Annotated in this window: 15 protein-coding genes; 4 read left to right on the top strand and 11 right to left on the bottom strand. The window is 49.6% G+C overall.

Annotated features, from left to right (window positions below):
* Positions 1-405 precede the first annotated feature (405 nt).
* The 6 genes from E1919_RS19015 to E1919_RS18990 form a co-directional block, all read right to left on the bottom strand.
* Positions 406-1,695, bottom strand: coding sequence for a M16 family metallopeptidase (locus tag E1919_RS19015; protein WP_162054994.1), 1,290 nt, complete (start codon positions 1,693-1,695; stop codon positions 406-408).
* 17 nt (positions 1,696-1,712) lie between these two features.
* Positions 1,713-2,828 carry a type IX secretion system outer membrane channel protein PorV gene (gene porV, locus E1919_RS19010; RefSeq protein WP_162054993.1) on the bottom strand — a complete coding sequence of 372 codons (1,116 nt, stop codon included), beginning with the start codon at positions 2,826-2,828 and terminating at the stop codon, positions 1,713-1,715.
* A 48-nt stretch (positions 2,829-2,876) separates the two neighbouring features.
* Positions 2,877-6,749, bottom strand: coding sequence for a type IX secretion system sortase PorU (gene porU, locus E1919_RS19005; protein WP_237144645.1), 3,873 nt, complete (start codon positions 6,747-6,749; stop codon positions 2,877-2,879).
* 113 nt (positions 6,750-6,862) lie between these two features.
* Positions 6,863-7,114 carry a phosphoribosylformylglycinamidine synthase subunit PurS gene (gene purS, locus E1919_RS19000; protein WP_162054992.1) on the bottom strand — a complete coding sequence of 84 codons (252 nt, stop codon included), beginning with the start codon at positions 7,112-7,114 and terminating at the stop codon, positions 6,863-6,865.
* The gene (gene pssA / locus E1919_RS18995; RefSeq protein ID WP_162054991.1) at positions 7,111-7,818 is read right to left on the bottom strand and encodes a CDP-diacylglycerol--serine O-phosphatidyltransferase; all 708 of its coding nucleotides are present in this window, start codon (positions 7,816-7,818) and stop codon (positions 7,111-7,113) included. Before pssA ends, purS begins: the two co-directional genes overlap by 4 nt.
* A gap of 26 nt (positions 7,819-7,844) precedes the next feature.
* Complete coding sequence (locus tag E1919_RS18990) at positions 7,845-8,480, bottom strand: MBL fold metallo-hydrolase (protein ID WP_162055005.1); 636 nt, start codon at positions 8,478-8,480, stop codon at positions 7,845-7,847.
* A 134-nt stretch (positions 8,481-8,614) separates the two neighbouring features.
* On the opposite strand from E1919_RS18990, the gene E1919_RS18985 reads away from it, so the two are divergent.
* The 3 genes from E1919_RS18985 to E1919_RS18975 are packed head-to-tail and all read left to right on the top strand — an operon-like array spanning position 8,615 to position 14,097.
* Positions 8,615-9,688 (top strand): NAD(P)/FAD-dependent oxidoreductase, encoded by a 1,074-nt coding sequence (locus tag E1919_RS18985; RefSeq protein ID WP_162054990.1) that lies wholly within the window; start codon positions 8,615-8,617, stop codon positions 9,686-9,688.
* A gap of 19 nt (positions 9,689-9,707) precedes the next feature.
* Positions 9,708-12,923 carry a hypothetical protein gene (locus tag E1919_RS18980; RefSeq protein ID WP_162054989.1) on the top strand — a complete coding sequence of 1,072 codons (3,216 nt, stop codon included), beginning with the start codon at positions 9,708-9,710 and terminating at the stop codon, positions 12,921-12,923.
* Positions 12,924-12,933: 10 nt separating this feature from the next.
* Complete coding sequence (locus E1919_RS18975; RefSeq protein ID WP_162054988.1) at positions 12,934-14,097, top strand: serine hydrolase domain-containing protein; 1,164 nt, start codon at positions 12,934-12,936, stop codon at positions 14,095-14,097.
* A gap of 110 nt (positions 14,098-14,207) precedes the next feature.
* Here E1919_RS18975 and purQ read toward each other — a convergent pair whose 3' ends face one another.
* Positions 14,208-14,900, bottom strand: a complete 693-nt coding sequence (gene purQ / locus E1919_RS18970) for a phosphoribosylformylglycinamidine synthase subunit PurQ (protein ID WP_162054987.1) — start codon at positions 14,898-14,900, stop codon at positions 14,208-14,210.
* Positions 14,901-15,018: 118 nt separating this feature from the next.
* On the opposite strand from purQ, the gene E1919_RS18965 reads away from it, so the two are divergent.
* A complete protein-coding gene (locus E1919_RS18965; RefSeq protein ID WP_162054986.1) occupies positions 15,019-15,900 on the top strand; it encodes a YicC/YloC family endoribonuclease in 882 nt (293 codons plus the stop codon).
* Between the two features lie 230 nt (positions 15,901-16,130).
* On the opposite strand, the gene E1919_RS18960 is transcribed toward E1919_RS18965, so the two are convergent.
* The 4 genes from E1919_RS18960 to sov all read right to left on the bottom strand — a co-directional run bounded on the left by E1919_RS18960 (position 16,131) and on the right by sov (position 25,518).
* Complete coding sequence (locus E1919_RS18960; protein ID WP_162054985.1) at positions 16,131-17,402, bottom strand: M28 family metallopeptidase; 1,272 nt, start codon at positions 17,400-17,402, stop codon at positions 16,131-16,133.
* Positions 17,403-17,488: 86 nt separating this feature from the next.
* The gene (locus tag E1919_RS18955) at positions 17,489-17,824 is read right to left on the bottom strand and encodes a VanZ family protein (protein ID WP_237144643.1); all 336 of its coding nucleotides are present in this window, start codon (positions 17,822-17,824) and stop codon (positions 17,489-17,491) included.
* Positions 17,825-17,885: 61 nt separating this feature from the next.
* Positions 17,886-18,266 (bottom strand): glycine cleavage system protein GcvH, encoded by a 381-nt coding sequence (gcvH, locus tag E1919_RS18950; RefSeq protein ID WP_162054984.1) that lies wholly within the window; start codon positions 18,264-18,266, stop codon positions 17,886-17,888.
* 58 nt (positions 18,267-18,324) lie between these two features.
* Positions 18,325-25,518, bottom strand: coding sequence for a T9SS outer membrane translocon Sov/SprA (sov, locus tag E1919_RS18945; protein WP_237144641.1), 7,194 nt, complete (start codon positions 25,516-25,518; stop codon positions 18,325-18,327).
* Positions 25,519-25,527 lie beyond the last annotated feature (9 nt).

The raw sequence follows: 25,527 nt of genomic DNA, 5'->3' as shown, positions 1-25,527 counted from the left end.
AAGTTAAGCCCGGACGCGCCGATGGTACTGGGGTCACACCCGGGAGAGTAGGTGGCCGCCAACCCTACAAAAAGACGCCCCCTGTTAGAGATAGCAGGGGGCGTTCTTGTGTTTGAGGAATACTAACCTTGCTTGCCGCAGCAGGACGGGCATGCGCTGTGCCTTGGCACCCATGCCGGGCGGCAGCCGTGGGTATGTCTTGGGGCAGGATACTCAGGATTAAAGGTAAGCAGGATAAATCTTCCTAAAAATATCAGCCACCTTTATATCATACAGAAGCCATTGCAGGGACAGGTTCTCTACCTATTAGTACGGGTATTGGTAACGTTAGGGGTTACTGCCTACAAACAGAGAAGCCCCAACTACATAGTCGGGGCTTCTCTGTTTGTAAGATATTTGCATTAGCTAACTCTTTCTACCAGCAACCGCAGTATATAAATCCTCTTCCAGCAAATATTGATTTGCCAGTTTGAGAAGTTCGGCAGATGTCGCTGTTCTGATAGTAGTGACGAAGTTGTTATAGTAATTCTGTGGGAGGTCATACAATACAATGCGCTTGTAACGGTCGCACTGGTCGAATATCGTATTGATGTCGTTGAGAAATTTCCCCAGCATGTAATTCTTCACAGTGCTTAACTCCTCTTCCGGTATCTCTTCCTGCTGTAGGATTTTTATCTCTTTTACTATCTCTTCTATGGTATTATCTGTAACTGCATAGCCTACATCAGTCCCAATATAGAAGAGGCTGTTCTGTTCTTTGGGTGATATCACGGAATATATACCATAGGTATATCCTTTATCCTCCCTGATGTTACGCATTAATCTTGAACCAAAGTAGCCGCCAAATACCTCATTCAGGACGAGTAGCTGTAAATGATCGCTATGGCTGATATGCGGAAAAAGCTTACCCATGCGGATAGATGACTGCAAACTATCTTCTACAAATACCAGATTAGTCTTCTCAGTAGCTTTAGCCGTTTCTTCTTTCTGAGAGGAGGTATAAGAAGCTTTGGAAGGCTGAATGCTTAGGTGCTGAATTTCACGCTCTAGGTATCGTTGCATCGTGTCATCAATAGCGCCACAGGCAAATACTTCCAGTTCCTGCGTGATGTACCGGCTCTTATAAAATTGCTGTAGGCCTTCCTTTGTCAGGCTTTCCAGATCTTCTTCATCGAAACCAAAAACATAAGGATGTTGCTCTCCGAACAGTTGCTTTGTAAAGCTGTGAGTTGCTAAGTAGCTGTTCTTTTGGCGCTGCACCTTAATGTTCTGTATGGTGCGCTTTTTCAACAGGTTATACTCTTCTTCCGGAAATACCGGATTCTGTAGTACGTCCAGTACAAGCGGCAGCAACTCCTCTACATACTTTGCCAAGCAATAGAGTGTGAACTCCGTGCGGTCGTAGCCGTGGTTATTATCGAAAGATGCGCCGTAAAAAGCAATTTTATCTGCTATTTGCTTAGCTGAGTGGTTCAGGCTGCCCTCCAGCAGCATTTTCGCTGCCAGGTCAGACACTCCTGTTTTGTTTTCGAACCACTTGCCGGCCTTAAAAACAAAATCCAGCCTGACAACAGGCTGGGTTTCGCTTTTGATAACATGCATGCGCGCTCCATTACTTAAGTTAGTAACTTCTGCTACCTGAAGCGTAATGGCATCTATTTCATATGTTTCTGGTGCTTTTGTTCTATCAAGCATTCTTTACTGTTTAATTATTACTCAAGGTTTAGAACCAGCGTGAACCGCCAGGTATCTGCCAACGGATTGTTTTCATCGCTCGGGATGAGGTATGCTCCATCTAAGCCGAATTTCTGGTAGCGTATCCCTATGCCGGTCGAAAAGTACTGCCTTCCACCTTTATCTGGGTTCTCATAAAAATAACCGACGCGGGCAGCAAACAGCTGGTTATACCAGTACTCCAAACCTGTCGAAATGTTTACTTCTTTTAACTCTTCGCTTGCGCCTCCCTCGGCATCTGCAAACGAAGAGAAGATGCCGCTTACCACACTCTGGTCTGAATCAGCCCCTGGTGAGGGTACTAACAGTTTATTTGCATCAACAGCCAATGTAAGCGTGTTATAAGCATCCAGGTTATAGGTTAACGCTGTACCTACTTTCAGGTTAGTGGGCAAAAAGCTTTTATCTTCATTTTCAGAATAAGCTATTTTACCGCCTATGTTCGAAATGTTGGCAGCCAAACCGAGGTTCAGGTTCTGGTTGAGATCTCTGTTATAGTATACCCCTACATCTACGGCAGCTGTATTACCGGGTTGAGACTCCGTGTTGCTTCCGCTCACATTCACATCACCGGCAAGGTTAGAGTGAATAAAACGACCGGTTACACCAACACTAAAATATTCGCTCAGGGCTTGCCCGTAACTCACCGCCACAGCATACTCTTTCGGGTTATAATTCTGCAGCGGGTTCTGGTTTGCATCAATAAACTGTATTTCGCCTAAGTCAAAGTACATTAGTGACACAGACAAAGCCGATGTTTCGTTCAGCCTCTTATAGCCAGAAAGGTAGTTCAGCGACATGTCATCCACGATATTGCTCAACCAGGGAGAGTAGGAGAAAGCAACGCTGAGGTCGTTCTGAACAAAGCCGAGCTTGGCTGGATTCCAGTAGGACGCGTTTGCGTCTGGTGACAAAGCTACACCGGCATCTCCTAAGGCTGCAGACCGTGAATCAGGGCCAACAGTAAGGATAGGTACAGCAGTGGTTACTGCGCTCACATTTCCTCCGGTAGTAATCTGCGCAAAGGCAGCAGGAGCTGTAAACAAGGCAAGCGCAAATGCTGTAGCCTTAAAAATCTGACTTTTGTTATACATATGAAGGGTAAATAGCTACGTCAAATATAGATATTATAGGTTACTATACTAGTTTAAAATTACAAGTTTCTCAATTTTTGAGGCTTTTGAGCCATCCTGCTGCGATCGGACATTTATCCTATAGACATAAACGCCGTGCGCCAGCATATCATTGTATTGGTCTCTGCCATTCCAAGTTAATTCTGACACATGTGCCTTGCTGGCATAGGCAGTTGTCTGTAACGTTTTCACCAACTTACCAGAAATGGTGTAAATCTCTATTTGAATGTCAAGGTTCTCACCAGCTCTGTTATGGTCAAATTTAAAGGTTGTGTTCGTGGAAAACGGGTTTGGGTAATTTAACACATGCTCTAACGCAACACCGGCATCATTAGATACAAAAAACTCTATATATTCTTCCGAAGAGTTATTATGCGTGTCCCAGGCCTTGAGGCGAAGGGAATGAAGACCCGCATCTAAGTCCTTAAGGGTATACTTTACTTTCCCTTTCTGATAGCTGTTCTGCTCTGCGGTATAGTAGTCGTTCAGCACTATCACGTTATCGCGGTTCTCATCCAGAACAGCCGTTATCTCGTGGCCAATGCCTATTCCTGCTGTATTGATGCCGTTGTCATCAAACAAATCTGCCAGTAGGGTGGTGGTCTTGCCGGTAAGGCCACCGAATACAAACGACTCGTCATCCATGAACAGCTTTACTGTAGGCGGAACATTGTCAGCAGGAACATCCTTTGCCGTACCGCCTATCACGATGGATTGATTTGCACCCATGGCATCAGAAGAACTGTTGCTGGCATAGAGCATGATTTTGCCTGCACCATAGTGATAGGCAATGTCTTTAGGTACCACAAAGGCTGTCTCAAAAACTCCCTGCTGCACGTTTACTTTCCCGTCATAAATAATGTTCTCCCGCAACTGAACCGGTACTTTCTGGGAGCGCTCATCACCCAGCGTGTAGCGGGTGGTCGGTTTCTCATAAACTGTTAACCGCAGGTCGCCGTTAAAGTTGGCTGCTATGGAGCCCGCGCTTGTGGTGATCTGCCCCTTCAGCGTGGTTTTACTTAGCGCCTTAAGTGTATCTGTAGCATCCTGGCTGCCATTTATACTCGTAATCTGGGCCTGAAGCTGCGGGTATGCCAGTTGCAGCGAAGGGTCGCTTAAGAGTGAGAAGTTGCGGTTATTTACTCCTGTAGAGCCACTGATGTTATCTGTAATGCTGTTGTTTTTGGTGTGAAGCACCAAGTCGCCCAGGCGCGGCATGCGGTTGCCTAAGGTCGTAAAAGCGTTCTTGAAGAAGTTTCGGTTCAGTACCCGGTTGCCATTGGAGTAAACGGGGCGGGTGGTTGTCACAAGCCCGATGGCGCCGCCCTCTTCATGGAGCAACGCTACTTCTGCTCCCGATGCTCTGGCTGGGTCGTCGTAGCGGCCGAACTCGCAGGTGGCAGTCAGGAAAAAAGCGAGGTTATCTTTGTTCTTCCAGCTGTTTATCTGCTGCATCGTCAGGATTTGCTCTGCTGTCCAGCTAACTTCGTTTCCATGGCCGGTATAATTGATGATTAGGGAGCCTTGTTCTACTGCTTTGTCTATGGCAGAAGAGGCTTCTGGCACCTGTTGGCCGTTCGCAACCGCCTGTTGCGGGTACAGGTCTAGATAAATTTTGTTGGGCTGATAAACAGGAAATGTGCTCTCCACATAATTGGCCAAATGCTCGGCATCATTCTGGTGCTCATTGAAGTCTCCGTCATCGGAAACAAACGTAACCTGGCTGCGCCATTTGCCAAAGTGAGCCGGACTGTCATAAGCCATAATTTTATCAACCATTGTTGCCGCCTCAGCAATTGTTTTAACCGGTAATCGTCCGATGCCTATGTCCAGCAGGTGGTCGCCTGATGTGTTTTCAGCCCACTCGCCTTCCTCCTCATCTAAAAAGCCGAAGTAGTCTTCTGAGGAGTAACTGGTGATAGGATGCAGCGACTCCCGCGACTCATACACCGGCACAAAGTTGGTGTTGTTTCGAATGCGGTTTTTATAGTCATAGGAAGCGTCACCAAAGAGCAGGAGGTAAATGATGTCGTCGCCGCTTTTGCTGCTTCGGCTGTGCACCATGCGCATAAAATCGCGGATGGCTGTTACATCCTGTGCCCCGGAAGAAAACTCATTATAGATTTGAGCAGGCGTAAACACCTGCACCTGCATGTTGCTGTGTTGGGCCCGGTGAGCAGCCAGCCTGTTTGCTTCCTGCAGAAAATCCGGGTGCGCCACAATTACGAAGTCAAGCGCTCCGTTGGTATTTACGCCATGCAGGTTCTGGTTAGCTACCTTGCCTGCTGCTATAGGCTTGGAGGTGATGCTATTCCCCTGAAACACTACAAACTCCCGCAGTTCATCTGTGGGGGCGCTAAAGCTGCCGTTGCTGATTTCCTGTAACACAGGCAGCAAGGGGTTAGTGACATCCCAGACAGTGGTACCAGCAGGTGCTTCGGCTATCGTAAAATTGCTGACAGGTGCTCCTATACTTGCCACAGACCGGAAACTGGTTTGTGCGCCATATAATTTTAGCTGTCGCTCATAGTTCAGCTCCAGGTAATTGAGATAACCCAACGAGGTGGAACTGCCACCAGTGCTAAAATTGAAGTTTACTTTATAATCAGTCGCATTGCCCAAAGCCTGTTGATTGATACTATAGGTTTTAATGCTGTTGGTGCCTTCCGGGTGATAGTTATAGGTGCCCCGGCTAGTGATAGATTGCGTGCCCAGGTTCTGGCCGTTTAACTGTAAAGAGAAGGAGGAATTGGCGGGGGAATTCGCCATCAGGAAAGCTGTTAGCTTGACAGTGGAGTTTGGTACCACATCAGAAACGGCAAAGGAAAACTCACGGGAGGCGTTAAAGCTGCTGAATTCTTCGCCATACCATTCCCGGCCCGAGTACACCATATTCTTCAGGTCCTTCTCGTAAAACAGCCGCTCGTCGTAGGTGCTGATGGTTTGTGTGGCCCCTGCTGTTTGCCCACGGGAGCCAATGCGGGCCCCGGTGGTATGGTTTACCCGGAGAAAGTAAAAAGCCGTGTCGGAGTAGACGTTGTAGGTATGTTCGAACTGTTCTTCAGCGGCCTTATAGTTCCAGGTATGTGGCCCTTGGGCATAGAAGAGTACATAATCGGCATCATCAAACCTGCCATCCGCCTCACCGGCCACCATAATAGCGTTCTCCTGCAGGTCATCGGGGCGGACGCTGCTGTTAGGCTGTGGCAGCATACCTCCTCCGTTACCATACACCTGAATTTTCCTGGGGTCAATACTTTGTGTGCTGATACCCAGTTCCTGCAGTACATTTTTATCAATCTTATGTATGCCAGATGCCGTGACAGCCAGTTTATACCATTCCCCGGAGCTAAGCACAGAGGTACCGGCAAAGCTGCCGGTACCAGAAGTGGCTGCAGTGCTGGCAAAGGTGGTATTAGTTTCTTCTGCAGTGTAGGTGTAGCTAAAGCTGACCAGCTTTTCCAATTGGTTGCTGCCGGGGTTGCGGCGGATAGGAAGTATGGAAACGAGGCTTACCGGCTGTTTATGCTGTATGGCCGAGTTTATAAGCACCTGGGGCTCGGCAGGAAACAGATAGTTGCCGAAGAGTTTTTGTTCGGCATCAGAGAAAAGCTGGTATGCTGTTTCTGTTAATGTGAGGTTGCGGGTATTTGCGCCCGGCAATTGCAGGCGGTAATAAGGAAGGCCTTCCACAGGGTCGAGGGAGGCTCCTGCAAAAGTAGGTACTTTGCCGGATGCGCTACGGGTGGGGAGTACTGTTGCCTGGCCCTGCCACTGTAAGGTAACAGTAGTAGCAGACGTTTGAGCCTGTGCCGCTACTGTCAGTAAGCTCAGCAATAGAAGCGTGCATACGTAAACCCATCGGGGAGGCCACATCCACATGATAATTTCCGGTATACTTACTTTTTATAACTCATACAGCCGTACAAGTGTGCGGCTGTATGAGTTATTTAATCAACAAATATACGGCTAATTTATTGTACATCAGCTATGTGCTATGCCTGCTTCAGATCATAAGTGAAAGACTCCATGATGAGGTTTGCCAACAGCTTGTTGCATGCTTTCTCCACTTTTTCACGGGCTATCTCTTCTGTTTCTGCTTCTAACTGCAGGGTAATATGCTTACCAATGCGCACGTCATCCACCTGATCTAGGCCTAAATGCTCCAGGCCCAATAATACGGCTTTGCCTTGTGGGTCTAACAGTTCCGGACGAGGCATTATATCAATTTCAGCAACAAATTTCATGATGAGTGTGAGGTTTTTTTGATGAAAGACAAAAGTACATACAGCACTATAATTAGTGGTATGGCTGCGAATTTAAGAAGAGCCAGTAAGATAACCGACAAACCTATGAAAATAAACCGCAGGGAATTGTCCTGCCAGCTCAGGTTTGTGAACTTAAGGGCAAACAAAGGCAACTCAGCCACCAGCAGGAACGAGAGCAGCACGGTAAGCACCAGCAGTACCCATGGGTTCAGGATGACTTCGGAATGCGTTAGGGTGCCGTGCTCCAGAATGAGCGGCAGTGATGCCACAAACAGGGTGCAGGCTGGTGTGGGTAATCCGATAAAAGAGGTGGTCTGGCGGGTGTCGATATTGAATTTGGCCAGGCGCAGCGCCGAGAAAATTGTGATCAGAAAACCAGAGAAAGCCACCACATCCATCGGTATACCGAGCACAGCAGCCTCGGATCTTTGCAGCAGAATAAACATAATGGTGCCGGGTACTACACCAAACGACACCATGTCCGCCAGCGAGTCCAGTTGCTTTCCGATTTCTGAATAAGCTTTCATAACGCGGGCCACCATGCCATCCAGGTAATCGAACACAGCGGCTAAACCTACCAGGTAGGCAGCGGTAACTAGTTCTCCGTGAAAAGCAAAATATAGCGCCAGGCAGCCTGAAAACAGGTTAAGGCAGGTAATGGCGTTAGGGATGTGTTTCATCATATAAGGGTGCGTGGCAGTCGCCGGGGCTACCGCAGAAAGGGGTTATTGTTTCGTTCGTGTCCGATGGTGGTTTCCGGTCCGTGGCCAGGGTAAACGGTTACATCATCAGGCAGCGCAAATAGTTTTGACTTTATACTGGCTATGAGGGTGTCGAAGTTGCCACCAGGCAAATCGGTGCGGCCAATGCTGTTCTGGAACAGCACATCGCCTCCGATACATATTTTTTCGGGACCGTTGTAAAACACCACATGCCCCGGCGCATGTCCGGGCGTGAACAGCACCTGAAGTTCCGTTTTGCCAAACCCTACCACGTCACCCTCCTTCAGGAAGGCGGTTGGCAACACCTCCTCGTACATCTGAAAGCCATAGGCAGGGGCGTAGGCTGGTATAGCACGCAGCGTCTGCTCATCGTCGGGGTGAATCTCCAGCCCCACCTTATAAGTATCGGCTACAAACTGATTGCCCAGCACGTGGTCTATATGGCAGTGCGTGTTCAAGAGGCGCACTACTTTCAGCCCGTTCTCTTTAATATAATTCTTCAGCTGCTCGCGCTCCTGTTTCTCGTAACAGCCCGGGTCAATTACCACACATTCGTTTGTGTCGTCGTGCAGGATATAGGTGTTTTCCTGGAATGGATTAAAAGTAAGGCAGGTAACTTTCATAGTTCTCATGGTTTAGAGCGTATCAAAAATTCACCCTTGCGGCTGCAAAACAAAATTAAAACAAGCGCCAGGGGCAAGTGCAAAATAGGCTTCTAAGTTACAAATTTCACCTGTACATCTCGTAACTTGCCCTGATGAAATACGATTTTATCATAGTAGGGCATGGCTTGGCCGGAGCCATCCTAAGCTATACCTTACGCAAGCGCGGCCATCGGGTGTTGGTGATTGATGAGCCAAGGCCCAGCGGCGCCTCACGGGTAGCCGCCGGTTTGCTGAACCCCATTGCCGGTAAGCGCTTTGCTAAATCATGGCTGGCGGATGAATTTATACCTGCCGCAGATGCTTTTTACGATGAACTGGAAGCTCATTTCGGGCGGGAGCTCTTTATACACAAGCCTATCTATAAAATCTTCTCTTCCATAGAGGAACAGAATACCTGGATGGCCAAAAGCGCCAGTGAAGGCTGGAATGATTTCATCCTGGCTACCCACACACAAAGCATCGGCCAGCCCTCTGTGAAAGACCCTTATGGCGGCATCCTGATTGGCAGGGGCGGCAACCTGCTGGTAGAGGACATGCTGGACCTACTCACAAAGGAACTACTGATGCAGGGGCTGCTGCTACCGGAGCGGTTTGAAATGGATGAACTGCAACTTACGGAGCAAGGTGTGAAGTATAAGGAAGAAGAAGCTGACCACCTGGTTTTTTGTGAGGGGTTTCAGGTCATAAACAATCCCTGGTTTAAATGGTTGCCCATTCAGCCTACTAAAGGAGAGGTGCTGGAAGTGGAGGCAGAGAATTTTAACCCGGAATGCATCTATAACAAAGGTGTTTACGTTGTTCCGGTAGGAGGAAGCCGGTTCAAGGTTGGCGCCACCTATAACTGGCGGCAGCCGGACGAGCAGCCAAGCCCGGAAGGGCAGCAGGAACTCGCTGAGCGCTTTAGCCAGATTACTTCACAGCACTTTACCATGATTCACCACCAGGCAGGCATACGGCCTGCCGTTCGCGACCGTAAACCGCTGGCAGGCAGGCACCCGCAGTACCCGCAATTAAGTGTGTTTAACGGTATGGGCTCTAAAGGTGTGCAGATGGCGCCTTACCTGGCGCAACAATTTGCAGCAGCGCTGGCCGGAGAGGGCGATGTGATGCCAGATATACGAATATCACGTTATTTATCGTTATATTACGACTATATAAAACACTAAAACCATCAACTTTAAGCGCATGCGTTTTTCTACAAGGCTTTTGTTGCTGTTTGTGTTCTGCTCATGGATGGGGCATACCCTGCAGGCGCAGCCAAACCGCGACCCCTTCGGTAAAAGCCGGATTCAATACAAGAATTTCGACTGGAAGCTCTACAGCACACAGAACTTTAACGTCTACTTCTACCAGGGCGGGCAGGAGGCGGCCAAAAATGCTGCTGAGTATGCCGAGAAAGAGTTACGGCGGGTTACCAGCCTCATTGGCTATTACCCTTACTCTAAAATCACGCTGATCCTGTATAACTCCCCTACAGACCTGCTCCAGAGCAACATCGGCCTGAACAGCGACCAATACCAGACCGGTGGTGAAACACTCTTTATGAAGAGCAAAATAGAGCTGGCCTACGAAGGAACCCAGACAGAATTCAAGACCGACCTGAGTTATGAGCTGACGGAGCTGCTGATGAACGACATGATGTATGGCGGCAGTCTGAAGGAGGCCCTGCAGAGTAGTTACCTGCTGCGCCTGCCGGAGTGGTTCATCAGCGGAGTAGCCGCCTACACGGCCGAGGGCTGGAGCATCGAGATGGATAACTACATGCGCAACATGCTGCAAAAGCAGCAGCAGGATAGGCGCCGCCCAGAGAAACTCTTCGCCATTAACCCGGAGCTTACCGGGCAGTCTGTCTGGAATTATATCGCTGAGCGCTACGGCTATACAGCCATTCAAAATATCCTGAACCTCACCCGCATCACCCGTGATGTGGAAATAGGAATAACCAGTAGCCTTAACATCCCTTACAACCGCTTTCTGCAGGATTGGTACAACTACTACGTGCAGATAAACACGGGTGCAGGCGGCGAGTTGGTGACGTTGCAGGACGATAAAAAGCTGTTCAAAAAGAACAAAGAAGGCCATTATTACGGGGAGCCGGTGCTGAACCCGAACGGGACCCTGCTGGCGTATGTGAAAAACGACAACGGCATCTTTAAAATATTTGTGCAGGATGTTCGTACCGGTAAAGACCGCATAGTATGGCGCGCCGGCTACAAGAGCAGAGACCAGAAGGTAGATTACAAAACTCCGGTGCTGGCATGGCGCTCTAACACGCAACTCGGTTTTATAGAGGCCCGGCGGGGTAAGATGATGCTGCGCCAAGTAGATGCCCGTGATCGCTTCTCGCTTATTCCTTTCGTGGAGAATCTGACAACTCAGGGCACTGTGCTGGAGCCATTCTCGCAGGTGCGCAGCATGAGCTACTCCGAGGACGGGCAGAACATAGTGGTAAGCGCTGTCCGCAACGGCCAGACAGACCTGTTTCTGCTACGTGCCAATGGCCGCCTGCAGCAGCAGCTAACAAACGATATTTTTGATGACCTGGGTCCTGTTTTCCTCCGAAACAATGCGGGGATAGCCTTCAGTTCCAACCGATGGGTGGATACAACAGGCAATGCAGCTTCTCCCAGCTTCGGCGGCGTGGTAAACAACTACGATATTTTCCTGCTGCAGCAGCAAGGCCCTGATGCCGATATCCGGCAGCTGACAACATCTATTGCCAGTGAACTACAGCCAAAGGCAACCCAGGATGGCAACCTGATATACTTGAGTGAGCAAAGCGGTATCCGTAGCCTTTACCGCTACGACCTCACTACAGGTGCCAGTAGCCCGGTTACAAACTTCATACAGGGTATAGAGGAGTATGATTATGAGCCTTCGGCAAACGTGCTGGCTGTGGTTGCCAAAGATGAGTCACGTAACTTCGTGTACCTGTTACCGAACTTCACACCTACCTCGCTGGCAGAGCTGCCTAAAACATCGCGGCAGATTATTCTGGAAACCCGTGCCCGTACAGCCCAGAATGCGGCGTCTAATGTGCGTAAACTGGTAGAGGAGGATAACAATACTATTACAAGGAGAAGTAGCCCAAGTCGCAAAACAGGCGAAGTAGACATCGATAACTACGAGTTTGAAAACGAAGCTGCTGAGGAGGTGGAGCCGGAGGTGAGAACACAGGCCCCTGTACGCAGGGCCACTGCTGCCAGGCCTTTCCAGATGCTGGGACCGCTGGACTATGACCTGCGCTTCAGTGTGCAGGAAATCGTGACGTCGGTGCACGCCGATCCACTGCTGGGCTTTGGTTTTGTAGCCGGCGTAAATATGAGCGACCTCTTCGAAAACCACCACATCCGGGGTACAGCCTTCCTGCGTACCGATTTGGAAACGAGTAACTTCTGGGCAGAGTACATGAACCTGAAGAACCGTGTAGATATAGGCGTTCAGTTTGAGCGCAAAACCTTAGTAGGAGGCCTTTTGAATTCACCTGGCTCGGAAGTGCGCTTTGCGAAAAACGAAGTATCCCCAGTCATAGAATACCCGCTCAGCCACAGCACCAGCATACGTGTTATGCCGAAACTGGTAAGCACCCGCTTCACCTACTTAAGCGACTTCTTTGTGCCGGATACCCTGGAGAATCTCTGGGGCGGTAATGTGGAGATGGTGTACGACAACAGCGTAAGAACCGGTATCAATATGCTGGAGGGCACTCGTCTGAAGGTAGGCCTGCTATCGCTGAAGGGTCTTGAAGGCTCACAGGGTAATTTCAGTAAGTTGTATGTTGATTTCAGAAATTACCTTAAAATTCACAGGCAGATTGTTTTTGCCACGCGCATCAGTTATGGGGCTTTCTTCGGTAACTCTACCAAGCAGTTCCTGATTGGGGGAATGGATAACTGGCTGCTGGCAGATGAAGATGAAAGCGCTGAATTAAATGACGTAGAAATCAGCTCACCTGCAGACTTGTTTTACCTGGAGTACATAACACCGTTGCGCGGCTTCAACTTTAATGTGCGCAGTGGTAACCGCCACCTGCTGGCCAATGCAGAGTTGCGGGTGCCTATTGTGCAATACCTGTACAACGGGCCGATTGCTTCAGGCTTTTTCCGCAACCTGCAGTTGGTAGGCTTTGCTGATGCGGGTTCTGCCTATAATGGTGATAACCCTTTCTCAGGTAACAACTCCATCAACACCCGTGTGATTGGTGGTGTTATCAGCCCGACTGAGCGTGATAATTTTGAGATTGAAGTTATCAACTACCGAAACCCGTTCCTGGTAGGGTATGGCGTGGGTGCGCGCACTACGGTGTTAGGAGTTTATGGAAAGCTCGACGTAGCATGGGGAGAGGCGGAAGATCACCGTACAGGTCCTAAATTCTACATCACCCTGGGCTACGACTTCTAAAACGCATTCTATGAGCCGAAAAGGCAGACGTTATGGATTCGGGGCCTTACTGTTGCTGGTGTTGTTTGCGGCCTGGGTGCACATGGCTGACAAGAACTACGTGTACCGGGCCATCTACTATAACTTAGCAGATATAGACGATAACACCATCTTTGAGCAGCGGGAGATAGAGGCGCCGCCAATGACGCAGCCATGGCCATTAGCGGTGGGCTACAATAAACTCTCGTCTCCTGCAGAACTGGAACTTCTGCACGAGGAACTGCGCTCCGTGGCTTTTCTAATAGTACAACACGACTCTATACTTTATGAGAGATACTGGGATGGCTACTCTGATGAATCGTTGAGTAATTCTTTCTCAATGGCTAAAAGCATCGTGAGTATGCTGGTTGGGATAGCCATAAAAGAAGGAAAGATTGAGAGCGTGGAGCAGCCGGTGGGGGATTTTCTGCCGGAATTTAGAGAAGGAGACAAAGCAAAAATCAGGATCAGGCACCTGCTCTGGATGAGTTCCGGCCTAAACTGGGACGAATCTTATATCAATCCTTTCTCCATGACCACCGAAAGCTACTACGGCACCAACCTGAGAAAAGTGATTGACAGGCTGGAGGCTGTAGAAGTGCCAGGACGGCAGTATACCTACAAAAGCGGTGATACGCAGGTATTAGGCTTTGTGCTGCAGGCAGCCACGGGCAAAAGCCTGAGTGCATTTGCGGAAGAAAAGCTGTGGAAGCCAATTGGTGCCGCGCATGATGCCGAGTGGAGCGTGGATACACCTGAAGGCATAGAGAAAGCCTACTGCTGCTTCTTCTCCAACGCCCGAGACTTTGCCCGCCTCGGCAGATTGTACCTGCATAACGGCCGCTGGAACGAAGACACACTTGTACCCCCAGCCTATGTAGCGGCTTCGCTTAGGCCAAATGGTCTTCCAAAAGCAAAAGACGGCAAAAAAGTAGATTTTTACGGCTACCATTGGTGGCTGATGCCAGACTATAAGGGACAGGACGTTTTCTACGCGCGCGGTATTTTAGGCCAGTACATTATTGTGATACCTGAAAAGGACCTTGTGATCGTGCGCCTCGGGAAGGAGCGGGATGAAGTAGTCGACAATCATCCCAATGATGTCAGAGTTATTATTGACGCTGTAAACAAGATGCTGAACTCAAACCAGGTTTAAGTCTGCTCCTGTTCCACTACACTGAGAATACCTAAACTTTAACCTGAAAAACACAAGCCCCGTCTGCACGTCGCAGACGGGGCTTGTTAAATATAGTTTCTTGGTGGCGGCTATGCGCTCACTAATTCTAAAATAGATTCGAAAATGGCGCGGCCATCGGTATTGCCCAACTCTGGGTCTACAGCACGCTCCGGGTGTGGCATCATGCCAAACACATTCTTTTTATCGTTGCTCACACCGGCAATGTTCAATAAACTGCCGTTCATGTTATAGATTTCACCTGTGTCAGAGGCATTGCTGCAGTACTTAAACATGATCTGGTCATTGTCCTGCAAAGCCTTCAGCGTGTCCTCATCAGCATAATAACGACCTTCGCCGTGTGCCACAGGTATTTTATAAGCCTTATTTACATCCAACAGGCGCGTGGGCAGCAGGTTGGTTGTTACAGGTTTGATGTATACGTTCTCGCAGATAAACTTTTGGTTTATGTTGCGCAGCAAAGCACCTGGAAGCAAACCCGCCTCTGTCAGAATCTGAAAACCGTTGCAGATACCCATTACGTATCCTCCACGATTAGCGTGCAGAATGACCTCCTGCATGATAGGAGAGAAGCGTGAAATTGCACCGGAGCGAAGGTAATCACCATAGGAGAAACCACCCGGAAGGAGAATAAAATCACAGCCTTGCAAATCGTGGTCTTTGTGCCACAGTTTTACAACTTCTTGTTGCATGCCCGTGCTGATGGCATCTACAAGGTCTTGGTCGCAGTTGGACCCTGGAAAAACGACTACACCAAATTTCATAGTGCAAAGTTAAACAATTTATAATAGGCAACATACATTAAACCACCTTTCGTGGCGCAGGCTAAGCAAGATTAAATAATTTTAATTAATTTGCGGTAGATACAAATATAAGTAGCTTATGTTGCAGTCAATGACAGGCTTTGGTAGCGCACGCCTTGATGCCGATCAATATTCCATTTCTATAGAGATCCGGTCGCTGAACTCTAAAAGTATGGACCTAAGTGTGCGGATTCCCAAGGTTATATCAGACCATGAGTATGATATCCGAAACATGGTGCAGAAGGCCTTGGTGCGCGGGAAAGTCGGTATTAATATCGAGCTTTCGAAGAACAAGGCGCAGAAGGCGAAGAACACCATCAACAAAGAATTGCTACAGACTTACTATAACGAGTTGAACGAAGCTGCCGAAATGGTAGGCGCTTCAAAGAGCGATTTGTTCCGGCTGGCACTGCACATGCCGGAGGTATTGCAGCAGGAGCATGAGGACGACGACACAACGGAAGCTGACTGGAGCAAAGTACAGCCACTGCTGGAGGAGGCGCTCCAGAACATCAATGCTTTCCGTAACGATGAGGGCAAGGCCCTGACAGCCGAAATCATGTCTTATATTGATAGAATAAGAATTCTGCTGGCAGAAGTGGATAAGCACGACCCTGTGCGCATGGAAAACATCCGTAACCGCATCCGTGGGCATATGATGGAGCTTGCCGTTTCAGAGCACTTCGACCAGAACCGGTTTGAGCAGGAAATGGTGTATTATATTGAGAAGCTTGACATTGCTGAGGAAAAGGTACGTCTGGTAAACCACCTGCATTATTTCACAGAAACAGTTTACCTGCCGGAGCCAACAGGCAAAAAGCTAAACTTCATTGCCCAGGAGATTGGCCGTGAGATTAACACCATCGGTTCTAAAGCCAACGATTCCGTTATTCAGCACCACGTGGTGGAAATGAAAGAAGAACTGGAGAAGATTAAAGAACAGATAAACAATATTCTGTAGCCTTCGGTCAGACAAAGGACTAAGGATAAAAGACATTTTTCTGCTTCTAAATTTAAGAAGCGCCTGCCATTTCAACAATGGCAGGCGCTTTTGTTTTTAGGCATATAGATTTGACTTATATTTTTAAACGTAGCTTAGATAGACTTTCGTCATGCTGTTCTCGCCAGATGTGAGCGAGAACAGCATGTTGCTCTAAGTATACGCATCCTGCCAATCCTGATTCTGACAACTTACTCCTGCAACGCTCCAGCGAAATCTACAATCAATTGGAATGCATCCCTAAACTCTGTTAGCGGCAATTGAGAAGCATAATCCCTGGTGTTGTGATAGGCGGCGGTGCCTCCTAAAGTATAGAAGAAAAAGGCTGGTACACCTTTTCCGGAGAAAGGGTAATGATCTGAGTTGGCGGCTTTGCCACGGCTCCTGATCTGCGGGAGATATTGGTGCTGCTGGTTCAGTTGATGTAACATGTTGAACTCCTGCTGATGTACCTTGCCGTTCACCACCATCATTCCTTCAGAGCCGGTTCCCAGCAGGTCGAGGTTCACAAGAAAGTGGATTTGCTGCAGCGGGAAAAGCGGATTTCCGGTGTAGTGAAAAGAGCCCAGCAAGCCTGCTTCCTCTGCAGCAAAGGCGATAAACGCGATACTGTATGCAGGCCTGTTCTGTGGTAGGCTATAGTACTCCGCCAGTTCCAGCATCATAGCCGTGCCGCTGGCATTATCGTTGGCTCCCGGAAAGTATACATCCCTGCCCTGCCCGCCCAAATGGTCATAATGTGCTGAGAAAACGAGAAAGGAGTCTGGCTGAATGCTGCCTTCTATATAGGCTATTACATTCTTCGCCTCATGCTGAGGCTTTAACTTTGCCTCTACTTTAAACGTAAGGCTTCTGGCGTTCTTCGGCCATGCCGCTTCCAGCACCTCCAGCACCGGTAGTGGTGCCTGCTGCGAAGCCACAGATGTCAGCAGTGCTTTTGGCTGCAATATAACGTGTGCTTTGGCCTGCTGCAGCTTTTGCAGGTAAGGCTGCGGCAGTTGGCTGAGCTTTTGCTGGTCCTGCTGCCTGAAAACGATGGCTTTGCCCTTGAAGCTCTGGCTGAAAAACTTCTGTGCGGCGGCGGGATCTTTAAAGATGGTGCTGTCCAGGGTTAGCACGCTAGCATTGCCCTTGCCGGAAGCGGAGGCTGCATTGGCTACAAAGTCCACCCCGGGTTTTAACACCTGCTCCGCAACCTGAAGCTGCGGTGTTTCCACTATGGTGTTTACCGGAAAACGAAAAGACTGAAAGTATGACTCACCCAAAGGTTGAAGTTCCATTTGCCTGAACCTGTTTTGGATATAGCTGGCAGCTTTGGCATCGCCTTCCTGTATATAGCCACGGCCGTGCATCGTTGCGGAGGTAAGCGTGTCAATTGTTTGCCGCACGCGGGGCATGTCTTGTGCAAAGACAGCCGCTACTGCAGGGCACAGCAGCAAGAGCAGAGTGTATAGTCGCTTCATCCTTTAAAGATAAAACTTAGAGACTGGCACACAAAACCTCTGTGTAGGACAAAGGAAGAAGGAATTCCCTTGTTTGCAGCAGGAGTTTACCAAACGTAAACCCACTTAAAGAGCACAATACCTATCAGGCAGCCGAGCGTGTTGCATAACACATCAACAATGTCTCCATGTCGGCCGGGAATAAAGAAATGCTGCATCAGCTCCACAAAGATACCAAACATGGTACTTATAAAAAGGGCATACCGGATGGGGTAGTGCTTCAGCTTTAAAAGCGTAAACTGCTTCGCGAACCCGACAATCATCAGGAAAGTAAGGATGCAGAATAAGAAAACGTGGGCAAAGGAATCGATGGAGAATAAACTCCACCAGACAGAAACAGTGGGCAGGGAAGAAGAGGGCAGCAGTGTTGTTAGCAGTATCACTGCTGCCCACATTATTGTAAAAAGGTTGTATCGGAGTATCAAGTACTGCTACGCGTTGTGCTTACTGACCGATTACTTCACGATAACCTTCTGCGCTTAGCAGGCCTTCAATCTGGCTGGCGTTGTCCACAGACATTTTGATAATCCAGCCGTCGCCGTAAGGGTCAGAGTTTACCAGTTCCGGGCTGTTCTCTAACTTCTCATTAAACTCAAGCACAGTACCGCTCAATGGGCTAAATAGGTCAGATACTGTCTTCACAGCCTCCACTGTACCAAACACGTCTTCCTGGTTTATCTGCTTGTCTATAGTGTCTATGTCTACATATACGATGTCACCTAACTCACTTTGGGCAAAATCAGTGATGCCTACAATGGCTACATCTCCTTCAAAGCGGATCCACTCGTGGTCTTTGGTGTACTTTAGGTTATCAGGTAAGTTCATGAATTTTGTAAATATTAATTTTTCTCAAAATTACGGTCTTTTTCGCAATGCTAAAATATTATTGCAAATTAACTCGTAGCTGCACGCCCCCCTCCGTTACGCTGTTGCGGAAAGACGTAGAAATCTTCGGATCTGAAACGCTGCGCAGCACATAGAACTGCACGTTCACACGCTGGCTCAGCACGTAATCTACTGTTGGGCGCAGCTGCAGTTGGCGTGTTCCGTTTATTATCTGATTTTGGCTGCGTTCTATTCCTTCATTGTCGGTGGTAATAGCCCGCTGCACTGTCTGGTTTTCGCGCACCGACAAATCCAGGCGCATGGTCAGTTCATTCTCCAGTACCTTTCGCTGCCCATTAATTTTGAACGGTATACGGAAGTTGCTGGTGGCATAGCCAAACCCTATCACATAATCCTTCACGTTCGTCTCCGTTACCTGTGCATTCGTCAGGTTCAGCGAGAGGTTGCGCTCAATTTTATACTCCACACGGCCTGTAAGGTTTGTCTTTGTCCGGAAGTTAACGCCCAGTAGCGGTGCCAGGCGCTCCATTACCGTAAGTTGGCTTACCAGATAATATGGCTCTATCCTGCCAAACTCATTCAACTGTGTCGGGAACCCGTTTGGCTCTTGGTTATAGGCTAGCGAGGTGGTGAAGTTCGTAATATTAAAGCTTGAGTTATAAGCATGGGAAATGCTGATCTGGCTGAACCACTGCTGGAAGAGAGGCAGCCGCTCCAAGCCATTGTAATCAATGCGCCAGTTCGGAATCGGCAGGCGGCCAAATGGGCTTTTTTCTGCCCTGGCTTCATACCCGCTAATGTCGCGCCCTTGGTAAGCGTAGAGGAAAGACTTCATGAGCACCTCCTGCGAGTTAAGCGAGTACGAAGAGTCACTGGCTTCTGCATTGGCCATTGTCAGTTTATCGCGCACGTCATAGCGGTTACGCACAAAGCTATTAAAGGCTTCAGACGTGCCGGCTTTTATTGGCTCGAACAAAGTACCTAGTGCCATAAACGATGTGCTGAACGAACCGGACGTAAACGGGTTCTGGCGGTGGTCTGTCGCGCTGATGTCTCCGAAATCATCTGTCTCCTTCCGGTAGAATACTTCGTCAATCACAGATTTCGTGCGGCGTGCATCCAACTGCACGTTGAAGTTAGGGAATGGCTCCAGGTTGGCGCGTGCCGTAAAGGTTTCTGTATTAACAGCGCTGAATGGCGTGTTCAGGTACTGGCTGCTGTCAGTGTACCAGCCACTGGTATGCACCCGATTATACAGCTCATCAAGGTCATACTGCTTGCCGAGTATGAACGGAAGGCCCGGCGCCTCAAAGGCATCATCAAAACCAAAGAACCTGGAGGCAGGCAGGTAGCCTGGCAACATAGAGCCACGGTTTTCGAGGTACGCCACATTCAGCGAGCGTGTCATCATCAGTACCCTTGCCAGTGACTTGAGTAGCTTCCGGTCTGGCTGCGGCTTCTGAGCTATGGTATCAGTAGCTGCCGGTGCAGCTACTGGTCTGGTCGGGGTCGGTGAATTAACTTCTTTCAGGAACCTGACCTTGTTGTACAGCTTCACCATGTCTATTTTGCCGTTAACGCTAAGCTCCGTGTTGTTCTCGGCCGTGTTACCCAGTTTAAAGTCAGCGGCCTGGTTCAACGCTGTGGAGCCAGCCGTCCAGATATAGGTTGCGGCATAGCGGGTTTCCGCATCTAGCCAGTCTGTGAGCGGGAACTTATCGAAAGGCAGCTTATAGTTCAGCGCTATCAGCTGGTTGAAGTTAGTGTTACGGCCACCGCGCAAGAGGTTATCCCGGATAATTCTGTTCTTATACTGCAGGGAATCTACCTCGCCGTCGATACGGGCATCCGGCTCATCAACCACTGCCCGGTTTGTAGCTGTATAGTCCAGTGACAGACCCTTCGTCAGGTCCCAGCGCATGTCGTAGATGCGGTTAAAATAAAAGTACTTTTGAAAAACCGGGGCAATTCCTCGTGTCGTCACAAAGCGCGTGGCCGGGTCAGGGCGTTGCAGGAACCTTTCGTTGTAGAAGCGGTTCAAGTCAGCCCGAACGGCAAAACGGCTTGGTACCAGCGAAAAGTTGAAGTCCTTTATCAGACGCAGGTACGGCGACCTGAGTGCTTCGGTGTTTGCGAAAGGCGTGTAGCTTCTTGGCGTGTTGTTGTAGGCGTAGGCCGCTCCTGCTGTATAGGTCTTGCTAAAGTCGCGGTCTGTTTCGATGTTGGTGAACATGCGCTCTGCATAAGAGTAGGAGAAGGAAAAGTTCTCTATATCATACAGACGCACTTTTGCCTCCGTGTCTATCCGTTCTTTTCGCACGTTTAGCAGGCTTATACTTTTCCTAATCTCCCGGGTAGTTACCTCTCTCTTGTAGGCGTCCCGCTGTTCGGCTGATTCTAGCTTTGTCAGCGATTGCTCCAGCGGCACATCTTTGTCCAGTGGGTCAAACTGAGGTTCACTGGACAAGACACCATACTGTAATGTTAGCGGAATCCTCACTCCCCACTTTTCCGGCAGGAATTTATCCATCACCACATTGGCGCTTACATCAAACAGAGCCGTATTCTCGCGGGCACGCTGGGCCAGCTTCTGCTGCAGGCCACCAAAGCCTACGGTGGTATAGGCGCCTGTGGCCGTGATGTTTGCAAAGTCTGCCAGCTTCGTGTTCAAACGCGCATTACCGGCCCAGCCTGACTGGTTACGGAAGTCTGTTACACGCAACTCATCCGCCCAGATACAAACCGATTGCGGGCGCCCGTCTTCGTTTGGTTGGCGCGGGTTACGCACCCCAATCATAATACCCTCTACTTCGCTAAAATCCGGGTTTCCGACTACGCGTATCTTTTTGCCGCCCTCTAAAGTCACCTCATACGGCATGTAAATCGGGCGGTCTCCTGCTAGCCTGTTACGCTCTACTTTGGCATCCACAAAAGCCTGAAGGGCTATTTCTATCTGGTTTTCTGCTGGCCAGATGGCACTTTCTGTGTTACTGCCTGGCGGTGTGATTTTCAGCGGCACCACATACTCATAGTAGTTCTGGGTAAAGTCGGTGCCTATACGTATAAACGCCTGCACGTCACCGTCTCTGGTGGCGGGGTCGCTTGACTCGGCGTGGAGGAACATCTTCAGTTGCTTGTAGATGAGCATATCCAGAGAGATATTCTTGAAAACTGCTTTAGAGAAAGAATCTTTCAGGTCGTCCACGCACAGTTGCAGCGACTGCTCATTCTGGCGGCGGTCGTTGGTGGAGGTGTAGTCACGAAGGCGGCTAATGCCCGGAGGCACTGTGTATGGAATATCCTGAGAGCCTTCCACCAACTGTCCGTTCTCTTCAATGTTAACGGTAGACACCGTAAAGTTGCGTACATCGTCGGTACAGGTAAGGCAAGGGCTTCCGTCTGTAATCGGCTGCTCAAACTTACGCCACTGGTTGGCTACGAACTGGAACTGCGCAAAGCGGAGCACAACCGGGTCAGCAAACTGGGTCAGGTACATCCGCATAAACCTAATAGACTTAAAGCCGCTGATGCCGCCTACTGCGTTTGTTGGCTGGCGCACCGGAATCCGGAACTGGTACCAGGTTACCTGATCTCCATGGATTTCGCGGGTAACACGATCTACAATGAAGTTACGGCCTACTTCCAGTTGCTCAGAGTTAAGGTTTATCTTGTACTCGTAGTACTGTTCCAGGTCATTGATAACATTGTCGCGGTTCAGGTCTTCCTTGTCGGGGAAAGCATAGTTCGAGAAACGGCTGTTTTCAGGAGAATTATTCTCCATTCCGTTAAAGTTCTTATAGCGGGCCAGGATACCTGCATTCTGCTGATCGTAGCGTTCATCGAGGTGGTGGAGGAAGTTATCTGCCGAAGGGTCGTCCAGCACCATCTGCGGCGGTGTTCCCGGTATCAGGTTCAAGAAGCTGTTCTGGAAGTATGATGCCTCACCTGCATCGCCCAGACCATCTAAACCTATATCCTGGAACTGCCGTCCTCCTGGCACACCTGTAAAGGCATCGGTCAGGAACTGCTGCTGCGTTACAAGGCCCCAAGTTGTTTCCAGAAGGTTCTGTTCATCAGTAGGAGAGGTCGGCAAGCCGTTTTCGAAGGCGTACTGGTTGTCCCGCAGGATGTCCTCTGAAACACTTCCCAGGTTTAGTACCAGTTCTCCGCCTTCGTCGTTTACTATCTCGTTACCCGCTGCGTCTTTGCGGCCGTTCGGTCCTGTAATGAACGGATCCATGAGCCAGAACTCGACATACTCAATGTTGGCATTGTCAAAATCTGTGTCAAAGGCTATTTCCCTGCTGATACCGCCCCAGTTATTGCGGGGGTCATCTGCTAAAAGTCCCTGCGGCGTCAGGTTCGGGTTGTAGTTATACTGTCCCCGCTCCCGTGGGTAGTAGGCCAGGTCAAACGTGTACTCGAATGTGTTGGAAACCTCTGCATCACGGCCCGGGAACACCTCCTGGCGCCGTACGCCACGTATGTAATGGTTCTTCAGATCTGTATCCGTAATATTAGATGGCTTCAGGTTGTCCCTGTTGCGGTAGAAGATCTGGTCGATGGTATACCAGGCTAATTTGGCGCGGTTATAAGAATAGGCCAGGCCCGCTCCCGGAACAAGCGGAGCAGGTGTGGCAGCCAGTCGCCAGTTGTTGTTGCTAAATCCGCCCAGGTTATAAGGTGTCTCGGCTCCCTCGAAGTCATCGATGTAGGAGGCACCGTCTTCGTTGGCGTTAGATTTTGACTTGGCGGGTACCAGTTGTGCAAACTCACCACTAAATGTAACCAGAGAGGGTATCTTAGTGTCTATCAGCGGAATGGCGTCCGTCAGCTTGGTCAGGAACCGGGACTCTTTCTGCAGGTTCACATCAAAGCCATAGATGGTATTGTTGGTCGGCTCGTCGCCAATGCTCACGCGGTTAATGAAGGCTTGCTCGTTTATGCTCAATACCGTTGCCCCCAGGTTAATGTCATCGCTCAGGCGGTAGTCGAAGCGGGCACCCAGCATGGTGCGGGGCTGTATGTTCAGGAGTTCTGCTTTCTCATAGGTCACGCGCAGGTCGTTTGCCGAGCTGATGTAGCTTGGGTTGAGAATCTTGATGCGACCCATATCGTAAAACACCTGGTAATCTGTGCCCTCCTCCAGGCGGGTACCGCCGGAATATACCGCCACAGAGCCCTCTGCAATACGAAAGCCCGGCAGCATGATTTCGTCAGCGGATGAAGCCTGAAAACGGCCATTCAGGTAAAATTTGGCCTTCACGTTATTCTGCTGCGCATCCGTTTGTGTCTGGTCATATAGTTCCTGAAACACATACCGCTCTATTAACTCCGGGCGGCCCGCCAGCTTTTCTGCCAGGTAATCCCCAAATGGCTCTACCTGCGGAAAGTAAATACGGCCGGATTCCGGATCGATGGTAATGCCAGGCAAAAAGTCGAAGTTACCGTCGCTTGGCCTGTCGTTGTTTGTGTTAACATTATCCAGGTTCAGGACCTCCACCAGCGGTATGTTCTGAATAGGGCTTGGCTCTTTCAAGCTGGTGATGTCTACGCCCGTCTCATCGTCTTTATAAACTATCTGCAACTGGAAGTTCTCCCGTGTTACCTGCGTGGCTTCCAGGCTGTAGACGTTTTTCATCATCAGGTCCCAGGTGGGGTATTCGAGGGAGGGGTTGGTAGCCCGCAGCAACTTCATGTGGATAACCTGTTCTGCATCCAGGTTCTGGTAATCATCCATTAGTTCTCCCACCTGGTAGGTTTTGCCGTTGTAGGTGTATTCAAACGCCACCCCCAGCACCTGGTCGGGCAGGAGCATGGTGTTCAGCGAGATATAGCCTAACTGGGGGTTGAACTTATATTCCCGGGCATCCAGCCTGCGGGCGCGTACATGCTCAAAGTCGATGCCTTTCTGGAGGCCGAGGCTGTTCAGGTAAGTATCTACCTGTGAGTTGTTACGGGCGAGGTTGTTACGAGCAATTTGGCTATACAGTGTGTTTACAGCGTTGTCGGCAGGTGCCGCGGGTGGTCTTCCGCTCTCGAACTGGTTACGAAACGGATCAGCCTCAGCCAAGTCCATATAGGCCACCATGTTGCGCAGGTTCTCTGTAGACCGGTTGCTGTTGGTTACATATAACTCAATGCGGCGGATAACAATGCCGGAGTTAACCAGCGGCAGGTTGCTCAGGGCCTGGTTGTAACGGCCCCGGAAGAACTGCGACAGGAAGAAGTGACGGTTGTTATCATACTCATCTACCCGGATGGAAAAAGGCCTGTTCTGGGCACCGTTCTGCACAACCACCTCATCGTTTGTACCCCGCACACTCGATGCAATTGTGGTAACACCCAGGCGGCCGAACTGCAACTGGGTTTTAATGCCGAACAAGTTCTGGGCACCCATAATGAGGGAGTTGTTGAGCGGCAGGCTCACGTTACCAGCCTCCACCTTCCGAACTATCTCTTCCTCATAGCCTGTATAATCCAACTTCATGTTGTTCTCAAAGTCGAAGTTGGCGTTGTTGTCCCAGTTAAAGTTCAGGCGCATTTTATCCCCTATCTTACCTACCAGGTTCAGGGAGATGTTCTGCTCAAAATCAAAGTCGCCGGTGCGCTGCTGGCTGAGGGGGATGGTCGGGTTCTCGTTGCGGTTAAAGCGTGCGCCAAATTTAAGCGACACATTACCATTGGGCTGGATGTCTACGTAATTGCCGCCGAAAATACGGTCGAACACCGGGCTGATGTACAGCTTCGGTATCAGGCGGCTGCTGCTGACCACGCTCTCGCCATCCAGGCCGGAAGACTTAGCCCGCCAGTAGTTGCGGATAGCCTCGCGCTGCTGCCACTCCGAGTACTCCTTCAGGCTCATAGACGATGGTGGACGATAGTTTACATCACCCATGGTTTCGGTGATGTTGTACATCTCCAGGCTATCATCCAACTCTACGTTTAACTGCACATTGCTGGGCTGGCCCAGTAGCAGGGGAGAAGCGCTGGACCGCGTACTGAACGGATTGCCATACCTGTCGGCAGGTGCAAACGTGGGCTTTCGGCTCGGTATGTACTGCACCTTGGAGGTGTCTGTCTTCACCGTGTCCTGGAGCAGGAGGTTGTTGAGAATAGTTAATCTGAATCTATTGGTAGAGCGCAATTCTTCTGCCTGTGACCACCAGCCCAGCATAGAAATAGTGGCAACCGCCAGAAGCAGGCTACTTTTTTTACTTTTCCAGATCAAAATTGGATA

Source organism: Pontibacter pamirensis (assembly GCF_010015475.1).
GTDB classification, from domain to species: domain Bacteria; phylum Bacteroidota; class Bacteroidia; order Cytophagales; family Hymenobacteraceae; genus Pontibacter; species Pontibacter pamirensis.
Note: the sequence above shows the minus strand (reverse complement) of the source record. Positions and strands in the feature narration are given on the sequence as shown.

Bases quoted from the DNA above. Each gene is read 5' to 3' on its own strand.
- E1919_RS19015 (WP_162054994.1), bottom strand. From the start codon at position 1,695: ATGCTTGATAGAACAAAAGCACCAGAAACATATGAAATAGATGCCATT.
- porV (WP_162054993.1), bottom strand. From the start codon at position 2,828: ATGTATAACAAAAGTCAGATTTTTAAGGCTACAGCATTTGCGCTTGCC.
- porU (WP_237144645.1), bottom strand. From the start codon at position 6,749: ATGTGGATGTGGCCTCCCCGATGGGTTTACGTATGCACGCTTCTATTG.
- purS (WP_162054992.1), bottom strand. From the start codon at position 7,114: ATGAAATTTGTTGCTGAAATTGATATAATGCCTCGTCCGGAACTGTTA.
- pssA (WP_162054991.1), bottom strand. From the start codon at position 7,818: ATGATGAAACACATCCCTAACGCCATTACCTGCCTTAACCTGTTTTCA.
- E1919_RS18990 (WP_162055005.1), bottom strand. From the start codon at position 8,480: ATGAAAGTTACCTGCCTTACTTTTAATCCATTCCAGGAAAACACCTAT.
- E1919_RS18985 (WP_162054990.1), top strand. From the start codon at position 8,615: ATGAAATACGATTTTATCATAGTAGGGCATGGCTTGGCCGGAGCCATC.
- E1919_RS18980 (WP_162054989.1), top strand. From the start codon at position 9,708: ATGCGTTTTTCTACAAGGCTTTTGTTGCTGTTTGTGTTCTGCTCATGG.
- E1919_RS18975 (WP_162054988.1), top strand. From the start codon at position 12,934: ATGAGCCGAAAAGGCAGACGTTATGGATTCGGGGCCTTACTGTTGCTG.
- purQ (WP_162054987.1), bottom strand. From the start codon at position 14,900: ATGAAATTTGGTGTAGTCGTTTTTCCAGGGTCCAACTGCGACCAAGAC.
- E1919_RS18965 (WP_162054986.1), top strand. From the start codon at position 15,019: ATGTTGCAGTCAATGACAGGCTTTGGTAGCGCACGCCTTGATGCCGAT.
- E1919_RS18960 (WP_162054985.1), bottom strand. From the start codon at position 17,402: ATGAAGCGACTATACACTCTGCTCTTGCTGCTGTGCCCTGCAGTAGCG.
- gcvH (WP_162054984.1), bottom strand. From the start codon at position 18,266: ATGAACTTACCTGATAACCTAAAGTACACCAAAGACCACGAGTGGATC.